Here is a 15,145-nt window from a genome sequence, read left to right as displayed (position 1 = left end):
GATGATTAAGTGTGGCCTTTAGATTTTGCCCTCAAGGTAGTCCCCGTAACCCTTGAGGTCAAGGAGCCCGTGGCCAGAGAAGCTCACAACTATGGTTTTTTCCTCACCGGTCTCTCTGCACTTCCTGGCCTCATCCATTGCAACACTTATGGCGTGGCAGGTTTCTGGCGCGGGGACAACCCCCTCGGCCTTTGCAAATTTAACACCACTCTCAAATATTTCATGCTGCGCCACGGCTCTGGCCCTGATGATGCCCTCCTTCACCAGGAGTGCAACCTGCGGTGACATTCCGTGGTATCTCAGACCTCCTGCGTGTACGGATGGGGGTACAAAGTCGTGGCCGAGTGTGTACATCTTGAGGAGGGGTGTCATACCTGCTGTGTCACCGAAGTCGTACCGGTAGTCTCCCTGGGTGAGGGTGGGGCAGGATCTTGGCTCAGCTGCTATGAATTCACAGTCGAGTTTACCATCAAGTTTATCCTTTATGAATGGGAAAACCGCCCCACCAAAGTTGCTACCCCCTCCCACACATCCTATCATGACGTCAGGTGTTTCACCTGCTATTTCCAGCTGCTTCTGTGTTTCAAGACCTATCACGGTCTGGTGTAACAGAACGTGGTTGAGGACGCTTCCAAGGGAGTAGTAAACGTTTTCATACTGAAGGGCCTCCTCCATCGCCTCTGATATGGCTATACCAAGGGATCCGGGGTGGTCGGGGTCCTCACTGAGTATTTTCCTTCCGAATTCGGTATGGTCACTTGGTGATGGGACAACCTCACCACCATAGAGCTGCATTATTGTTTTCCTGAAGGGCTTCTGGTTGAATGACACCCTGACCATGTAGACCTTGCACTGGAGGTCCATGAGTGAACATGCAAGCGAGAGGGCTGTTCCCCATTGACCGGCACCTGTTTCTGTTGTGAGCCTTTCGGCGCCATCTTCACGGGCATAGTATGCCTGCGCTATCGCAGTATTCAACTTGTGGCTTCCTGTGGGTGAGTAGTCCTCCCTCTTGTAGTATATTCTGGCGGGGGTATCCAGCATCTCCTCAAGGCCCTTTGCCCTGAAAAGGGGGGTGGGCCTTCCAATCATTTTGTAGACATCTCTGACCTCACGGGGGATCTTTATCCAGCGCTCCATTGACATCTCCTGCTCAAGGACGCCCCTTGAGAATACCCTTGGAAGGTTCTCTATGTTCTCTCCGCCCTCAGGGTTTCTGGGTTCGGGTAGGGGTGATGGCAGGTCCGGGTTGATGTTGTACCATTTTTTCGGTATTTCGTTTTCATCAAGAACAATCTTGTTCATGGTATCACCTCAGGTTTCTTGATCAGGTCGTGTTATCATCAGCATTTACATGCATGATCTCTCTTCAAAGAACTATTTAAAACTTTACTGTACATATCTGTACATTTAGGAAATGGTTAATAAATGGAGGGAAGATATGATTCCAGTATGAGGATACTTGCAGTTGATGTGGGGGCAGGAACACAGGATATAATGTACCATGACACGACAGCTGATAGAATTGAAAATTCCATAAAGATGGTAATGCCCTCACCCACAAGGATAATCGCAGAAAGGATCAGGGGAATCAATGGGGATGTGTTCATTCATGGCCGGACGATGGGTGGGGGACCCGTGAGCAGGGCAATACTGGAACACCTTGAGAGGGGCTACAGGGTTGTAATGACCACTGAGGCAGCAAGGACCATTAGGGATGACCTTGAAAGGGTCAGGAAAATGGGTATAGAGATATCAGACAGGGCCCCGGGTCTTAGGAGGGTGAAGTTGGGGGATGTTGACCTTGATGCCATAGCAGGGGCCCTGGGAAACTTTGATGTTGAACTGGAGATCGACTTTCTGGGTGTGGCTGTTCAGGACCATGGTGCGGGTGGTGATATGGGTGATAGGAACTTCCGTTTCATGAAGATAAGGGAGAAACTCACAGAACCACTGAAACCTCAGGAGTTCTCATACCTTGGTGACGTCCCCGATTACTTCACCAGGATGAAATCCATTGAGGTGTCAGCGGAGCACCCGCTCCTCATGATGGATTCCAAGTTCGCGTCAATAGCAGGGGCACTCCTTGACCCAGCAGTGGACTCAGATGGGCCTCTAATAGCTGTTGATGCAGGTAATGGCCACACCCTGGCAGCCAGCATCCTGGATGGCAAGATACATGGGGTCATGGAGCACCACACAAAAATGCTGTCTCCTCAGAAACTTGAGGAACTCCTCCTTAAACTCGCACATGGGGAGATAACACACCGGGAGGTCCATGGCGACGGGGGTCATGGTGCCCACGCCCTTGGAGGAGTGGGTGAGCCTGAAGTGGTTGTTGCAACGGGACCACAGAGGAGGATTCTCGATGAAACATCCCTCAGAGCCTATCATGCCGCACCGGCAGGGGACGTCATGATGACGGGACCCGTGGGCCTCATAGGGAGCATAGAATACAGGGTGAGGCACTGATGGGCCCGTGAAGATGGGGACAATTTAAGGTGATTTCATGATAAGGATTGACCCACACATACACACCGTATATTCAGGGGATGCAAGGGGAACGCCGCGGGATGTACTGAGGCGGGCATCCCTTGTGGGCCTCGATGCAGTTGCGATTGCAGACCACAATACAATGAGGGGGTCCCGGATCGCCATGGGGGAATCAGCAGATTTTGGGGTCACGGTGGTCCCTGCAGTGGAGCTCAGCACATCCGCAGGTCATATAGTGGCACTTGGTGTGCAGGAGGAAATAGAAAGGGGCCTAACACCCGCAGAGTCCCTGGATGAGATACACTCACAGGACGCACTTGCCATAATTCCACACCCATTTGTCAGGTACAGACAGGGACTCTTTGTGAACGAGAGAAACCTCCGTGTTGATGCAATTGAAACCCTCAACTCCCGCTACATTGTCGGCTACTCCAACTGGAGGGCCAGAAAATTCGCAAGAAAGAGGGGCATTCCTGAGATAGGTGCAAGCGACTCACACTTCGTGGAGGCTGTTGGAAGCTCATTCACCCTTGTGGAAGCTGAAAATACAGTTGATGACATAATTGATGGTATAAGAAGGGGCAAAACCATACCTGAGGGAAGAAGAACCCCTCTTCCTCTAATTGTGAGGGAGGTAATCAACAAAAAACTCATAGGCAGGATGAGAAATGATATCTGAGCTTCAGGATTTCCTGGAGAACAACTTCTTCTACCTACACCCTGGTTACACACCCCTAAACACGGTTGTTTTTGGCATTGTACTCGGGGCTGCTGTTCTTATCATACTCAGAATGTTCAGGTGGCTTAAAAAGGACCCCAGGGAACTTCTGGTACCGCTCCTTCCCTTCATATTTCTCGGGTCAGGTGCAAGGGCCCTTGTGGATAATGGAATCTACCCCCTCACCCATCTCCTTGTTACACCCGGCATATACATCCTTGTGGGACTCACGGCAATAGCGACGCTTCTCATCTCGGTTAAACTTGAGAAACTTTATGGATGGGATTACAGAAAGCTTGTATTTGCTACAGGGGCAGTTCTTTCCATACCAAACATCATAGGCATGCAGAAAATTAATCCTGCACCCTTTTTCTCTGTACTGGGAGTATTCATGGCATCAGCAGTCCTTTTCTATGTGATGGGTCTCAAATGGGAACTTCTAAGGGACAGGATGAACCTCTACGCTATATCAGCACACCTTTTCGATGCATCATCAACCTACGTTGCGGTTGACATCTATGGTTATTCTGAGCAGCATGTTCTGCCATCGGCATTCACGGCCCTAACTGGCACTGCCCTTGTGATGTTTCCCCTCAAGATAGCGGTCATAGTGGCGGCGCTCTACGCCATTGACAGATACGTTGAGGACCCAGTGGACTCAGATCTCCTTAAACTTGTGATATTCATACTTGGCCTTGCACCGGGCCTCAGGAACTTCCTGAGTCTCAGCATGGCGGTTTAAATATAATATCAGGGGGTCATTTGTCTCCTGGTGACAGACTGCTTCCCCTTAAACTTATAACTTATAACTGGATCTGCTGTGTAAAAGCTTTTAATTGTGGCAGCATATAGATCATGATAAAAAGGCCAGACCACGGGGAATTTAAATGTACATAGAAGAGGTTAAACCGGAAATGAGGCTACCTGAGACGGTGAGAATATTTGACACAACACTCAGGGACGGTGAGCAGACACCTGGGGTGGCTCTCACGGTGGATGAGAAGATATGCGTAGCAAGGAAACTGGAATCCCTTGGGGTTGACACAATAGAGGCAGGGTTCCCTGCAGCCTCCCCTGGGGAGATGGACTCAGTAAGAAGGATAGTTGACCTGGGTCTTGATGTGAACACCTGTGGTTTGGCAAGGGTGCTCAGGGAGGACATAGACGCTGTTATTGATTGCGGAGCTGACTACATACACACCTTCATAGGGACATCACCCCTCCACAGGAAGTACAAGCTCAAGATGTCCCCTGAGGAGATAATAGACAGGGCAGTGTTTGGAGTTGAATATGCGGCAGAACATGGGCTCAGGGTGGAATTCTCTGCCGAGGACGCCACAAGGACCGAATTTGATTACCTTGTGGAGGTATACAGGGCCGCAGAGGATGCAGGGGCCGCTATGATAAACGTCCCAGACACCGTCGGGGTGATGATACCCAGGGCGATGAACCACCTTATAAGAGGCCTCAGGGATGAGATCAGGACACCCATCAGCGTCCACTGCCACAATGACTTTGGACTGGCCGTTGCAAACTCCCTTGCAGCTGTTGAGGCAGGCGCATCACAGGTACATGCAACTATAAACGGGCTTGGTGAAAGGGCAGGAAATGCCGCCCTGGAGGAGGTTGTGATGGCCCTCATAACCCGCTATGACCTCCCCCTCACCATAAGGACAACGGAGCTTGTGAACATCTCAGAATTCGTATCAAAGATAACGGGGGTAAGGATGCCCCCCAACAAGGCAATCGTGGGTGAAAACGCCTTTGCACATGAGGCGGGCATACACGTCCATGGTGTTCTTGAGAAGGCGGAAACCTATGAACCCATAACCCCTGAGATGGTTGGTCACAAGAGGAGGATAGTCCTCGGCAAGCACACAGGGGCCAACGCCCTCAGATCAAAGCTGCAGGAATACGGTATAGATATGAACGAGGACCAGTTCTGCACCCTCTATGAACAGGTCAAAAGACTTGGAGATAAGGGGAAAAGGATCACCGACGCCGATCTTCGGGCAATGGCAGTCACAATCCTTGGAAAGGCAACAAGGGAGATCGTGAAGCTTGAGGGTATAGCGGTGATGACAGGTGAGAGTGTGATGCCAACGGCCACCGTTAAGCTGAGGATCGGGGATGAGATCAAGACAACATCAATGACAGGCGTAGGACCTGTTGACGCAGCCATAAACGCCATACAGAGCCTTGTAAGTGAAACAGCAGATATAGAACTTGATGAATACAATATAGAGGCAATAACGGGCGGTACCAATGCCCTTGCAGAGGTATTTGTTGTTATGAGCGACGCCGACGGCAACAAGGCAACAGGAAGATCCACCAGGGAGGATATAGTAATGGCAAGTGTGGAAGCGGTCCTCGATGCAATCAACAAGATCCTCAGCCTCAAGTAGGTGTACCGATGGAGCCGGTATCAACATGTAAACTTTTCGGGGCTGTAAGGGCAGTTTCAGGGGTCCGAAATGCTGTACCGCTCATCCATGGACCCAGGGGCTGCGCATACCATATCGGATACCTTCTGACGGCAAGGGGAGGTAAGAGGATAAGGGTTCTATCAACGGAGCTCTCTGAATCAGATGTGGTGTTTGGGGCCGCTGATAAACTCAAAAAGGCCATAATTGAAGCTGACAGAACCCTTAAACCGGAACTGATAGCTGTTATGAGCTCCTGCGCAACAAGCATAATAGGCGAGGATATAGGGAGGGTGGCAGAGGATGTTAAGGGAGAAATTGACTCTCAGATTGTAACCATCAGCGCAGGGGGCTTTGAGTCAAACCAGGGCGAAGGATACCTTGAGGTTATGATGGCACTCCTTGAGTCCCTCGCAGCTGATGTGAAACCATTGGATGAGCCATCAATCAACATCATAGGTGAGTTCAGGGGCGGGCCCGACCTCAACCATATTGTGGATACCCTTGGCAGTATGGGTGTTTCTGTGAACTGTGTGCTCACATCCGGGAGTACAGTCGGTGACATTGAGATGATTGCGTCCGCCCATCTGAACTATTCCTTCTGTGATGTATCAGGGATAGGGCCCTGCAGGTTTCTTGAGGAGAGATTCGGGATGCCCTTCCTCCACCACCCCATCCCCCTGGGGTTTTCAAACACACTGGACTTCTATGAGGGGATACTTGACCACCTCCACATTGATTACCCCATCCAGGATGAACTCAGTGGATACGCTGAGGAAAGGGATCATCTGAGATCCGAACTTGGGGGTGTGAGGGCCGGTATAGTTTCAGGACCCACAAGGGCCGTTGCACTGGCGGGATTTGTAACTGAACTTGGAATGAAACCCGCTGTGGTGGCAATGGACATGATTGGTGAGTACACACTTGAGAACCTCTCTGGAAGTGGCGTGAGGTCGGAGGTTCTGGTTGGGGCTGATCTATCTGAGCTGGAGGATGCGCTTATCAGGAATGAAGCTGAGGTCATACTCGGTGGAGTTGCAGAGACAAGGTTTTCAGAATCACTGGGTGCGCCTCTCATCGATGTTATGCATGGTTCTGCCATCACTGCAGGGTTCAGGGGGGCCGCTGTAACCGGCGGGAGGATACTTGAAGCGGTTAAGTCCAGGATGTGTTATTAAATTTTTTAATTAGTATATCACAAACTTTATATAATCCGGGGTTTCTATCTTTATCACAGACACTCTTGGAGGTTAAGTGATGTCAGAGGAGAATGTAGTATACATCGGAAACAAGCCTGTAATGAACTATGTTCTGGCCGTAGTGACTCAGATGAACGGTGGAACCAGTGAAGTGATCCTTAAAGCCCGTGGAAGAGCTATAAGCCGGGCTGTTGACGTTGCAGAGATTGTTAGGAATCGTTTCATACCAGACATACAGATAGAGAACATCGACATATGTACAGAGGAGATCATTGGTAACGAGGGAACCGCTACCAATGTTTCAGCAATAGAAATCCAGCTCAGAAAGTGATTAGGGATATAAAAGATGGAAGCCACAGGTTTCCATTCTTTTATATTTTATATGCGCCGAATTTCTGGACATTTGCTCTTTATGATGGATTCAGGAATTGTCATTGCCTTTTCACTTAACCCATGATAATACTTTATCGGAGATTCAGAGGGTCTTCATACCATTTCAGCTGACCCCTCAATTTAATAGCTAATTTTCACAGGATTGTAATAATTCATTGACATATCATTCAGGGCACCTCGGAACACCCTCTGGACCGGCAACATCAGCAACGGCAACACTACCGCATCACCGGTGATGCTGAATGAGTGCATACATGTTGATGACACCAGTGGAGGCTCATGGTTCTTTAACGACTCAGGATCAGTTACATACACCAGGAGGTTCACCGTGCCCGGGAACTACAACAACACGGCCAAGATAAGGGAAACCGGTCAGAGTCCCAGTGCATAGGTCCGAGTTAAAGTATATGAGCTGATGGTCTCCAAGAATGCCACAACGTCCTACACGAGGACATACACCTGGAACATCAGCAAGGAGGCCGACTTAACAGAGGCCACAGTGAACCTTTCAGTGGATACTGGAACAGACGTTGACTGATGGTTGGTGGCATCATCACAGTGTTCAACCCTGCACACATCGCCGCTTTAATAAGCTCTGTCTCTGATACTGCATCACCGGGACTTCTGATGAATTTAACCGGATCATAATTTTAAGGATTTCACTGCAAAGGTGGTTCAGCGGAACCATGACCATTACCTGGACATTCAGAGATGGGAGGATCTACAGAGTACACCGCAACGGCTGATGTGGAATTAGGATAACCTTCAGAGCTTGTTGATGAATCCTTAACTGTATCCGACGACAGATGGGATACATTGGATTCATCAATGTGGGCAGTGATATAATGCTAGGGAAAACCCACACCTTCAACTATTCTGTGACCTATGGACCCTACAATGTGCCTGGACTTTACACGGAGGCTAATGAGGCATCATTTGTAACATGTGATACAGCACCCGTGATCAGACTCATGGCTGTTGATGTATACGTGAGAAGTCCCTGCGGTACACTGACAGTAGGGTACTGGAATACACACGCCGGTTTCAATGGAAACAACGGGGATGCTGTAACATCACCCCTGGCACCGTTCTATGTCTTGGAACTGCCGGTGGAGATGGCAGTGTACTTGTCACCACCGCAGAACAGGCTGTGAGAATCCTCAACTTCAATGGCTCAGCATGAATAAACAAGCTATATGCACAGCTACCTGCAGCAGAACTTAATATACTCAATGGAGCCTATGCTTCCCCACAGGTTCTCAGCCTGATTGCCCGGGCAGATTCTTTCCTCGCAACCCATGACGCATACAGCTGTAGCAGCCTCAGCAAAGGATCAGCAGAAGGATCCTTCAGTGGATGAGCACGGTGGATAAATACAATAATGAAATGCTCTAGGCATTCCATAAAACTTCTTTAGAGTTTTAGTATAATGTTCATAAACTTTTTAGAGTTTCTATTTAAAGCAGAGCACCTGTTTTGCGCTTGATGAGACTTCCCTGAACCTGCTGTTGAGGAACTCAACCTTGTGGATGGAGATCTTTATGACGTTCATATCCACCGGGAGATTTCTCATGGACTCAGTATTCAGGCCCCTTAGATTATAGATCCTCTCTGATTCCTCTTCATCCAGTATATCCACGGCACCGGTTATCTGCATCCCTGCCAGGTTGCTCATGGATGTGTAGTCCTCGTAAACTGCAACGGATGCGTTACTGTTCTCAAGGATACCCGCAAATTTCTCCCCACCCTCGGTGATTACGTATATGGACTCACCGTCATACACGTATTCAAGGGGTGTTGCCCTTGGGCGGTTGTCATGGCAGGTTGCAAGTACACATGTGTTGTGGGATCTCAGAAACTCATCGATGGATTCACCGAGTTCATCCCCATCAATGTCAGTCATAAGTGAATCCCTGATCTCTTTAAGGTCAAGGGCGACTTCAATCACCTCTGAGATATCAAAGATGTCAAAATCCTTAATTTCAATTCCAGCAACCTCAGAGAACGCCCTGAGATCCTCAAGATCCGTATCAGATAGCCTCTCAAGGATCATTCGCCCACCAAGGGCTGCTGAATGTACAGAACCCCCAAGAAGTTTTTCAACCTCACTGAGAGCCCTTCTGCCATCATCCCGGTTCAGGGAAACTGAGAAGATCGCCACGGGTTTATCACGGAGCCAGGGGTTTTTCTTTATAAAATCGGTTATCCTATCGTGTAAACGGCCCCTGTAAACCCCGGAACCGATGACGAAGAAATCAAATTCCCTGTAACCTTCCTGAAACTCGCCGGTGGTGCAGCACCTTGAGGGCCCAAGTATCCTGCCAATGGCTGATGCAGCCTCCTCTGTGGAGCCATAGACACTTTCATAGATTACGAGTGTCCTGAACATACATTCACCTTCCGTGTGTGAAAAATAAAAAGAATAGTTTACTTTCTGGCAAACCTTCTTATCACAGCCCCTGCCCCTATGATGGCTATGATTATCACCGCCACATAGTATGCGAATGGTGAGGTGGGACCCTCCTTCTTCTTGGAGTCAAGGGCGTAGATGTAGCCGTTTTCGGTTGCAAAGTAGATGGTCTTGCCGTAGACGACGGGTGATGAACTTGCTGGTGAGCTGAAAAGGTAGTAACCTGGTGAATAGCTCCACTCCTCCTTCCCTGTATACTTGTTGAGGATGTGGAGTGTCCCATCATCTGAGCCCACAGCCACCATGTTATCGAAGATGGCGGGGGCTGACCTTACGGCTCCACCTGTTCTGAATGACCATTTCAGGGCACCTGTCCTTGTATCAAGTGAGGTCACGTTGCCGTCATCGCATCCAGCAAAGAGGCTGTTCTCCTCTGTGTCAATGGCGGGTGTTGACCTGACCCTGTCACCAAGGCTGTACCTCCAGACCGTGCTTCCGTCGGACTCTGATAGGGCATACATGTTCCCGTCATCTGACCCCACGTAGATGGTTCCGTTCCAGAAGGCCGGTGATGATATGACCTGGTCCCCGGTTGTGTAGCTCCACTTCTCCTTCCCCTCGGACTCTGATAGGGCATACACATTACCGTTGCATGATCCAAAGTAGACGGTTCCGTTCACCACAAGTGGGGATGATTTAACAGCCTCCCCGGCATAGAACTCCCACTTTTTTGAGCCGTCGTCTGCATCAACTGCGTAGAGCCTGCAGTCATCTGACCCCACATATACGGTACCTCCGCTTACTGCAGGAGATGACTCTATCCTGTTACCTGTTTTAAATTTCCATTTGAGGTCACCGGTGTCTGTGTCTATGGCGTAGAGGTATCCATCACCTGAACCCACATAGAGGGTACCATTGACCACTGCGGGGGATGATACAACCGCGCCGCCTGTCAGGTAGCTCCAGACAACTGAACCGCTCTCGAGGTTCACTGCGTAAACCCTTCCATCAACTGAGCCGATGTAGGCCACCTTGTTGAATATCGCGGGCGATGACTTTATCCCACCTATGGATAGATACCACGTCCTTGCTGAGAAGTCACTTGGCTCCTCAGAGAAACCTGTGCGCTGCTGGTCCCCGTGGAATAGGGGCCAGTCTGCAGCTGATACAGGGCTTAAAACCATCCCAATGATTATAAGTGCCGCAATTAAACCTTTCCTCATCATATTACCACCTGAAATTTATCTGCTTAACCACCTAAATGTCCCTGTTAAATCTGGTAACCCCCATTGCAAAGAACAGGAGTGTGAATCCCATGAGCACGGCCAGGTCAAGCCAGATGTCCCCAGCACCTGCACCCTTCAGCATCACTGACCTCAGAGCGTCATTGGCATAGGTGAGGGGCACTACGTAGGCCAGCTTCTGGAACACCCATGGCATGGTCTCAATGGGGTAGAAGACCCCTGATACAAACATCATGGGCATTGCAAAGGGCATCACCATCTGCATGTAGTCCTCCTGGGTCCCCACCCTCGCCGATATCATTATTCCGAATCCCACGAAGCAAAGTGCTGTGAGTACAAGTAGAAGGACCGTAAGCAGCATGCTACCGTTTATCTTTATTCCGAATAGCAGTATGGCTACACAGAGCAGCAGGAACGCCCTCCCACTTTCTATAACCAGTTTTGAGATTATTTTACCTCCAACCACTGTTGATACACTTGTTGGAGTCATGAAAAGGCGTGCGAGTTCTCCCCTCTCCCTTTCACCTGCAATTGACTGTCCCATACCGAACATGCAGGAGAACATTATGGTCATTGCAAGTACCGCAGGCACCAGAAAGTCCATGTACTTGACGTCCCCATAGATCCTGTCAACCTGGAAATTTATTGTGTTCACGATGCTCTGAAAGCCCGTCTCTCCGGGGGTTGAATTCTGCTTCTGAATGTTCACTGCGGGGCTCTGCATCTTCTGAACCGCAATTTCACCTGAAAGCCTGCTAAAAAGTGCCTGAGTTGCAGGTACGAGGGCCTGACTTGCCAGCTGGTCAGAGGAGTCAAGGTACATGACCACGGTGGGTTCTTCTGTGAGGTTGTCATAGTTGGGGGGCAGTATTATGGCTGCCTTGACCTCCCCTGCATCCACCATGTCCCTTGCGGTTTCAGGGTCCTTCATTATATCCTTAATATCGTAGAGGCTCATGTTCCTCATGGCAGCGACGGTCTGGTCTGTGAGGGGGCCGCTGCTCTGCTCGACTATAACCACAGGTATGTTTTCGAGTGTACCACCCATACCGTAACCGAAGAGGGTTATCATTAGTATGGGGAACAGTATGATTGATATGAGGCGGGGTTTGTGCCTCCAGAGGACTATGAGGTCCTTCTTTAGCATCCACATTACCTTCTTCATTTCCATACCGGTCACCTCCCTGTAACCTTCATAAAAACGTCCTCGAGTGAGGGGTCCCTGGTTGAAATTGAGCTGATCCTGGCATTGTTCCTTATAACTGCCCTGAGGACGTCATTTATGGCGGTGTCACAGCTCTCATCCAGTTCGAGTATTATCCTGCCGGTGTGGTGCCTTTTAACCTCCAGTGTAACCGGAAGGGATTCAAGTTCAGCTATGAGTTCATCGCTGAGGTCGGTGATAAGCATGCTGAGCTCCTTACCGGCGCAGGTCCCGGATTTTTTCATTTCCTCAATGATCCTTTTTTCAGATTCAGGGGTTTCTTCCTGAATCCTGTCAAGTATGTTGCCAATCTCCCGTGCTTTGAGGGATTCCTCCTCCTTTATAACGGTGTCCTTGAGGCCCTGGGGTGTGTCAAAGGCCGCGAGCAAGCCCTGATTTATTATACCCACGTAGTCGCAGAGGAGTTCAACTTCGTACATGTCATGGGAGCAGAGTATGATGGTGTGACCGCTGCTGTTCAGTTCCTCGATGAGGTCCCACAGCACCCTCTTTGTTGTCGGGTCCAGTCCTATGGTTGGTTCGTCGAGGAAGAGTATGTCTGGCTGGTGTATCAGGCTTGCAACCAGTGAAACCTTCTGCTGCTGTCCCCCTGACATCTGTCCAACGGGTTTATCTGCCGCGTACTTTATGTCAACCAGCTCCATGAGTTCATCGATCCTTGTTTCCTTGAGGTCCTCTGGCATCCCGTAGAAGTCTGCGCACATCTCCACGTTCTCCCTCGCTGTGAGGTCCTCGTAGAGGCTGACCTTCTGGGGGACCATACCTATCTGCTGTCTCACCTCGTCGGGATTCTCCAGTATATCGTATCCGGCGACACGGGCTGTACCGGAACTTGGGGGTATGAGGCAGGTGAGCATCTTTATGGTTGTTGTCTTACCTGCCCCGTTGGGCCCCAGGAATCCGAAGATGGAGTTCTTTTCTATCTTCATGTTGAGGCTGTCGACTGCTTTGAAGTCCCCATAGACCTTTGTGAGATCGTAGGTCTCTATGGCGTATTTCATTCTTCATCCTCCCTCTCACATGGGAACATGTCGTTCCAGAAGTCCTCCCATATCCTTGAGATGTGGTTTTTCATTATATCACGGATCCTGTCTATTGTTTCATTACCAAGTGGGGTTATCTCGTAGTACCTGACCCTCTTCTCCCCGTGCATCTCCCATGAACCCATTATGAGTCCCTTCTTCTCCAGGTCGTGGAGTATCGGGTAGATGACGCTTGGACCGGGTGGTTTGATCTCCTGGCAGTGCATCCCCTTGATGGAGTAGAACTTCTCAAGTCGTCGCATTATCTCGTATCCATGGATCTTTTCCCTGCTTATCATCCAGAGGATCATTGTTTTTCCGAATCCCCTCATGAAACTCTTTATTATTTTCTCGTCAAACTGTCCCCCCTCTCCATGGGGACCATTTTCTGCACACATCAGGACATCTCCAGAAACTTGATATATCAATTTCCTGATATATCATGTTTTATATATAATTTTTGGTGGTGTGATGAAGGTAAGATTGATGTAATACCTAAACAGTGGTGCTAACCATATACGGTAAAGGTGAATGGGAAAAGCCACCACATCCATCCCTGCCCCATGGTCACTGTGAGGGTCCTTCACACCGCAAGGACCATGCAGATACAGGCATCTATAAGTATCTTTCAGTTTCATGTGGCATGGAAACACTCATAAGGGCGGCTGAATAGAAAAACCTAACGGGATCCTATATGAGACTCGGATTTTCAACCCTGGCACTTTTCATGGAACCAATGGAGAACATCCTGGAGAAAGCAGAGGAGGACGGCTTCCAGCTCATTGAGATACTCTGCGAGGGACCCTACTGGCCCAGGAGGCTCCTTGAAGATGGGGCGGCACTTGAGGTATTTGAGTCATTTGACCTTGAGATACTCCTCCACGCCCCCACCATAGACCTGAACCCTGGCAGCATGAACCAGGGTGTGAGGGAGGAGACAGAAAAACAGATGATCGAGACAGTGGAACTCGCATCAAGGATAGGGGCAACAACCATAACAACACACCCAGGTCTTGTGCACAGGAGGGAGGAGAGGATAAGGAACGCAGCCCTTAAATTCGCAGCCGAAACACTTAAAAACTGCGTGGTCCATGCAGAGGATTCATCGGTAAAGTTCTCAGTTGAGAACATGCCAGGTCGTTTCTCATACCTCTGCAACAGCCCCAATGAGCTTGAAAAATTCTCAGAGGAATGCGGATCGTATGTGACTGTGGATGTGGGCCATGCAAACACCACGGGGGTCCTGGAGGATTTCCTCAGGATGGAAAGAATAGCCCACCACCACCTGAGTGACAACAACGGTGAAAGGGACCAGCACCTCCCCCTGGGGGAGGGCACGGTTGACCTTGAACTCCTTAGGGGAATAGACCGGGGGGTGATAGAGCTGAATAACTATGAGGGAGTCATAAAGAGCAGGAAAATCCTTGAATCATTTCATTGAGGATGAAGCATGAATAAGAACAGAATTGAGGGCCTTGTGGATGGGATATTTGCCATTGCAATGACAATCCTTGTTTTGGGCATTGAAGTGCCAGCGGGGATCACAACAGAGTCCTCCATGTTTTCATACCTCACAATCCTCGCCCCCCAAATCTATATCTACTGTCTCAGTTTCTTCCTGCTCGGGATTTTTTGGCGGGTTAACCACATGCAATTTGAAAATCTGAAGGAGGTTGACACGGGTTTCCTGTGGATAAACATATTCTGGTTGATGTTTGTGGCCATGGTACCCTTCTCAACGGAACTTACAGGAGACTATGGCGAATTTGTGACATCCAATATCATATTCCATCTTAACATGCTGATGGTAGGCATCCTCCTATCTGTAAGCTGGTTCTATGCATATAGAAATGGGCTCGTGGATGTTGAAAAGGACCACTACCTTAGGGCACTTAAGATGAACATGCTGATGCCATTTGCAGCAATTCTGGCACTCATCATAACACCATTCAAGCCCGAGTACAGCTCCATTGCCTATGCAATCATGATCCTCAAGAGGTTCCTCTAGATATCAGGGC

Annotated in this window: 17 protein-coding genes; 11 read left to right on the top strand and 6 right to left on the bottom strand. The window is 49.4% G+C overall.

Translation table 11 applies throughout. The features are described 5' to 3' along the window. Positions 1–18: 18 nt before the first annotated feature. Positions 19–1,305 carry a TrpB-like pyridoxal phosphate-dependent enzyme gene (locus ACPLJI_RS00455; RefSeq protein WP_424730905.1) on the bottom strand — a complete coding sequence of 429 codons (1,287 nt, stop codon included), beginning with the start codon at positions 1,303–1,305 and terminating at the stop codon, positions 19–21. 123 nt (positions 1,306–1,428) lie between these two features. On the opposite strand from ACPLJI_RS00455, the gene ACPLJI_RS00450 reads away from it, so the two are divergent. The 9 genes from ACPLJI_RS00450 (at position 1,429) to ACPLJI_RS00410 (ending at position 8,380) form a co-directional block, all read left to right on the top strand. Then, the gene (locus tag ACPLJI_RS00450) at positions 1,429–2,472 is read left to right on the top strand and encodes a DUF1786 domain-containing protein (RefSeq protein WP_424730904.1); all 1,044 of its coding nucleotides are present in this window, start codon (positions 1,429–1,431) and stop codon (positions 2,470–2,472) included. Between the two features lie 37 nt (positions 2,473–2,509). Next, positions 2,510–3,172: a PHP domain-containing protein gene (locus ACPLJI_RS00445; protein WP_424730903.1), complete on the top strand. Its 663-nt coding sequence runs from the start codon at positions 2,510–2,512 to the stop codon at positions 3,170–3,172. After that, entirely contained in the window at positions 3,162–3,953 is a 792-nt protein-coding gene (locus tag ACPLJI_RS00440) for a DUF63 family protein (protein ID WP_424730902.1), read from the top strand. Before ACPLJI_RS00445 ends, ACPLJI_RS00440 begins: the two co-directional genes overlap by 11 nt. A gap of 145 nt (positions 3,954–4,098) precedes the next feature. Continuing rightward, a complete protein-coding gene (locus ACPLJI_RS00435) occupies positions 4,099–5,616 on the top strand; it encodes a 2-isopropylmalate synthase (protein ID WP_424730901.1) in 1,518 nt (505 codons plus the stop codon). Between the two features lie 8 nt (positions 5,617–5,624). After that, positions 5,625–6,812, top strand: coding sequence for a nitrogenase component 1 (locus tag ACPLJI_RS00430; RefSeq protein WP_424730900.1), 1,188 nt, complete (start codon positions 5,625–5,627; stop codon positions 6,810–6,812). Between the two features lie 79 nt (positions 6,813–6,891). Beyond that, positions 6,892–7,164 carry a DNA-binding protein Alba gene (albA, locus tag ACPLJI_RS00425; protein ID WP_192961720.1) on the top strand — a complete coding sequence of 91 codons (273 nt, stop codon included), beginning with the start codon at positions 6,892–6,894 and terminating at the stop codon, positions 7,162–7,164. A 297-nt stretch (positions 7,165–7,461) separates the two neighbouring features. Continuing rightward, on the top strand, positions 7,462–7,617 hold the full coding sequence (locus tag ACPLJI_RS00420) for a hypothetical protein (protein WP_424730899.1): 156 nt from the start codon (positions 7,462–7,464) through the stop codon (positions 7,615–7,617). Positions 7,618–7,641: 24 nt separating this feature from the next. After that, positions 7,642–7,764, top strand: a complete 123-nt coding sequence (locus ACPLJI_RS00415) for a hypothetical protein (protein ID WP_424730898.1) — start codon at positions 7,642–7,644, stop codon at positions 7,762–7,764. 307 nt (positions 7,765–8,071) lie between these two features. Continuing rightward, entirely contained in the window at positions 8,072–8,380 is a 309-nt protein-coding gene (locus ACPLJI_RS00410) for a hypothetical protein (protein WP_424730897.1), read from the top strand. 299 nt (positions 8,381–8,679) lie between these two features. Here the strand turns inward: ACPLJI_RS00410 and ACPLJI_RS00405 are convergent, their stop codons facing one another. Genes ACPLJI_RS00405 through ACPLJI_RS00385 form a run of 5 tightly spaced genes read right to left on the bottom strand, consistent with a single transcriptional unit; the run spans position 8,680 to position 13,525 of the window. Beyond that, positions 8,680–9,615 carry a pyridoxamine 5'-phosphate oxidase family protein gene (locus ACPLJI_RS00405; protein WP_424730896.1) on the bottom strand — a complete coding sequence of 312 codons (936 nt, stop codon included), beginning with the start codon at positions 9,613–9,615 and terminating at the stop codon, positions 8,680–8,682. 38 nt (positions 9,616–9,653) lie between these two features. Then, positions 9,654–10,859, bottom strand: a complete 1,206-nt coding sequence (locus ACPLJI_RS00400) for a PQQ-binding-like beta-propeller repeat protein (RefSeq protein ID WP_424730895.1) — start codon at positions 10,857–10,859, stop codon at positions 9,654–9,656. Between the two features lie 34 nt (positions 10,860–10,893). Beyond that, positions 10,894–12,051, bottom strand: a complete 1,158-nt coding sequence (locus tag ACPLJI_RS00395) for an ABC transporter permease (protein WP_424730894.1) — start codon at positions 12,049–12,051, stop codon at positions 10,894–10,896. Positions 12,052–12,056: 5 nt separating this feature from the next. Continuing rightward, positions 12,057–13,106, bottom strand: coding sequence for an ATP-binding cassette domain-containing protein (locus tag ACPLJI_RS00390; RefSeq protein WP_424730893.1), 1,050 nt, complete (start codon positions 13,104–13,106; stop codon positions 12,057–12,059). Next, positions 13,103–13,525, bottom strand: coding sequence for a PadR family transcriptional regulator (locus tag ACPLJI_RS00385; RefSeq protein WP_424730892.1), 423 nt, complete (start codon positions 13,523–13,525; stop codon positions 13,103–13,105). The genes ACPLJI_RS00390 and ACPLJI_RS00385 overlap by 4 nt, the downstream gene beginning before the upstream one ends. A 296-nt stretch (positions 13,526–13,821) precedes the next feature. Between ACPLJI_RS00385 and ACPLJI_RS00380 the strand changes: the two genes are divergently transcribed. Both ACPLJI_RS00380 and ACPLJI_RS00375 read left to right on the top strand, forming a co-directional pair. Beyond that, positions 13,822–14,568, top strand: coding sequence for a sugar phosphate isomerase/epimerase family protein (locus ACPLJI_RS00380; protein ID WP_424730890.1), 747 nt, complete (start codon positions 13,822–13,824; stop codon positions 14,566–14,568). 9 nt (positions 14,569–14,577) lie between these two features. Next, positions 14,578–15,135: a TMEM175 family protein gene (locus ACPLJI_RS00375; protein WP_424730889.1), complete on the top strand. Its 558-nt coding sequence runs from the start codon at positions 14,578–14,580 to the stop codon at positions 15,133–15,135. Positions 15,136–15,145: the final 10 nt, after the last annotated feature.

The sequence above is a fragment of the Methanothermobacter sp. genome (genome assembly GCF_049720995.1).
GTDB lineage: Archaea > Methanobacteriota > Methanobacteria > Methanobacteriales > Methanothermobacteraceae > Methanothermobacter.
Note: the sequence above shows the minus strand (reverse complement) of the source record. Positions and strands in the feature narration are given on the sequence as shown.

Coding starts and splice junctions, on each gene's coding strand:
- ACPLJI_RS00380 (WP_424730890.1), top strand. CDS start 13,822: ATGAGACTCGGATTTTCAACCCTGGCACTTTTCATGGAACCAATGGAG.
- ACPLJI_RS00445 (WP_424730903.1), top strand. CDS start 2,510: ATGATAAGGATTGACCCACACATACACACCGTATATTCAGGGGATGCA.
- ACPLJI_RS00450 (WP_424730904.1), top strand. CDS start 1,429: ATGGAGGGAAGATATGATTCCAGTATGAGGATACTTGCAGTTGATGTG.
- ACPLJI_RS00420 (WP_424730899.1), top strand. CDS start 7,462: ATGCTGAATGAGTGCATACATGTTGATGACACCAGTGGAGGCTCATGG.
- ACPLJI_RS00400 (WP_424730895.1), bottom strand. CDS start 10,859: ATGAGGAAAGGTTTAATTGCGGCACTTATAATCATTGGGATGGTTTTA.
- ACPLJI_RS00395 (WP_424730894.1), bottom strand. CDS start 12,051: ATGGAAATGAAGAAGGTAATGTGGATGCTAAAGAAGGACCTCATAGTC.
- ACPLJI_RS00455 (WP_424730905.1), bottom strand. CDS start 1,305: ATGAACAAGATTGTTCTTGATGAAAACGAAATACCGAAAAAATGGTAC.
- ACPLJI_RS00435 (WP_424730901.1), top strand. CDS start 4,099: ATGTACATAGAAGAGGTTAAACCGGAAATGAGGCTACCTGAGACGGTG.
- ACPLJI_RS00410 (WP_424730897.1), top strand. CDS start 8,072: ATGCTAGGGAAAACCCACACCTTCAACTATTCTGTGACCTATGGACCC.
- ACPLJI_RS00385 (WP_424730892.1), bottom strand. CDS start 13,525: ATGTGTGCAGAAAATGGTCCCCATGGAGAGGGGGGACAGTTTGACGAG.
- ACPLJI_RS00415 (WP_424730898.1), top strand. CDS start 7,642: ATGGTCTCCAAGAATGCCACAACGTCCTACACGAGGACATACACCTGG.
- albA (WP_192961720.1), top strand. CDS start 6,892: ATGTCAGAGGAGAATGTAGTATACATCGGAAACAAGCCTGTAATGAAC.
- ACPLJI_RS00375 (WP_424730889.1), top strand. CDS start 14,578: ATGAATAAGAACAGAATTGAGGGCCTTGTGGATGGGATATTTGCCATT.
- ACPLJI_RS00390 (WP_424730893.1), bottom strand. CDS start 13,106: ATGAAATACGCCATAGAGACCTACGATCTCACAAAGGTCTATGGGGAC.
- ACPLJI_RS00430 (WP_424730900.1), top strand. CDS start 5,625: ATGGAGCCGGTATCAACATGTAAACTTTTCGGGGCTGTAAGGGCAGTT.
- ACPLJI_RS00405 (WP_424730896.1), bottom strand. CDS start 9,615: ATGTTCAGGACACTCGTAATCTATGAAAGTGTCTATGGCTCCACAGAG.
- ACPLJI_RS00440 (WP_424730902.1), top strand. CDS start 3,162: ATGATATCTGAGCTTCAGGATTTCCTGGAGAACAACTTCTTCTACCTA.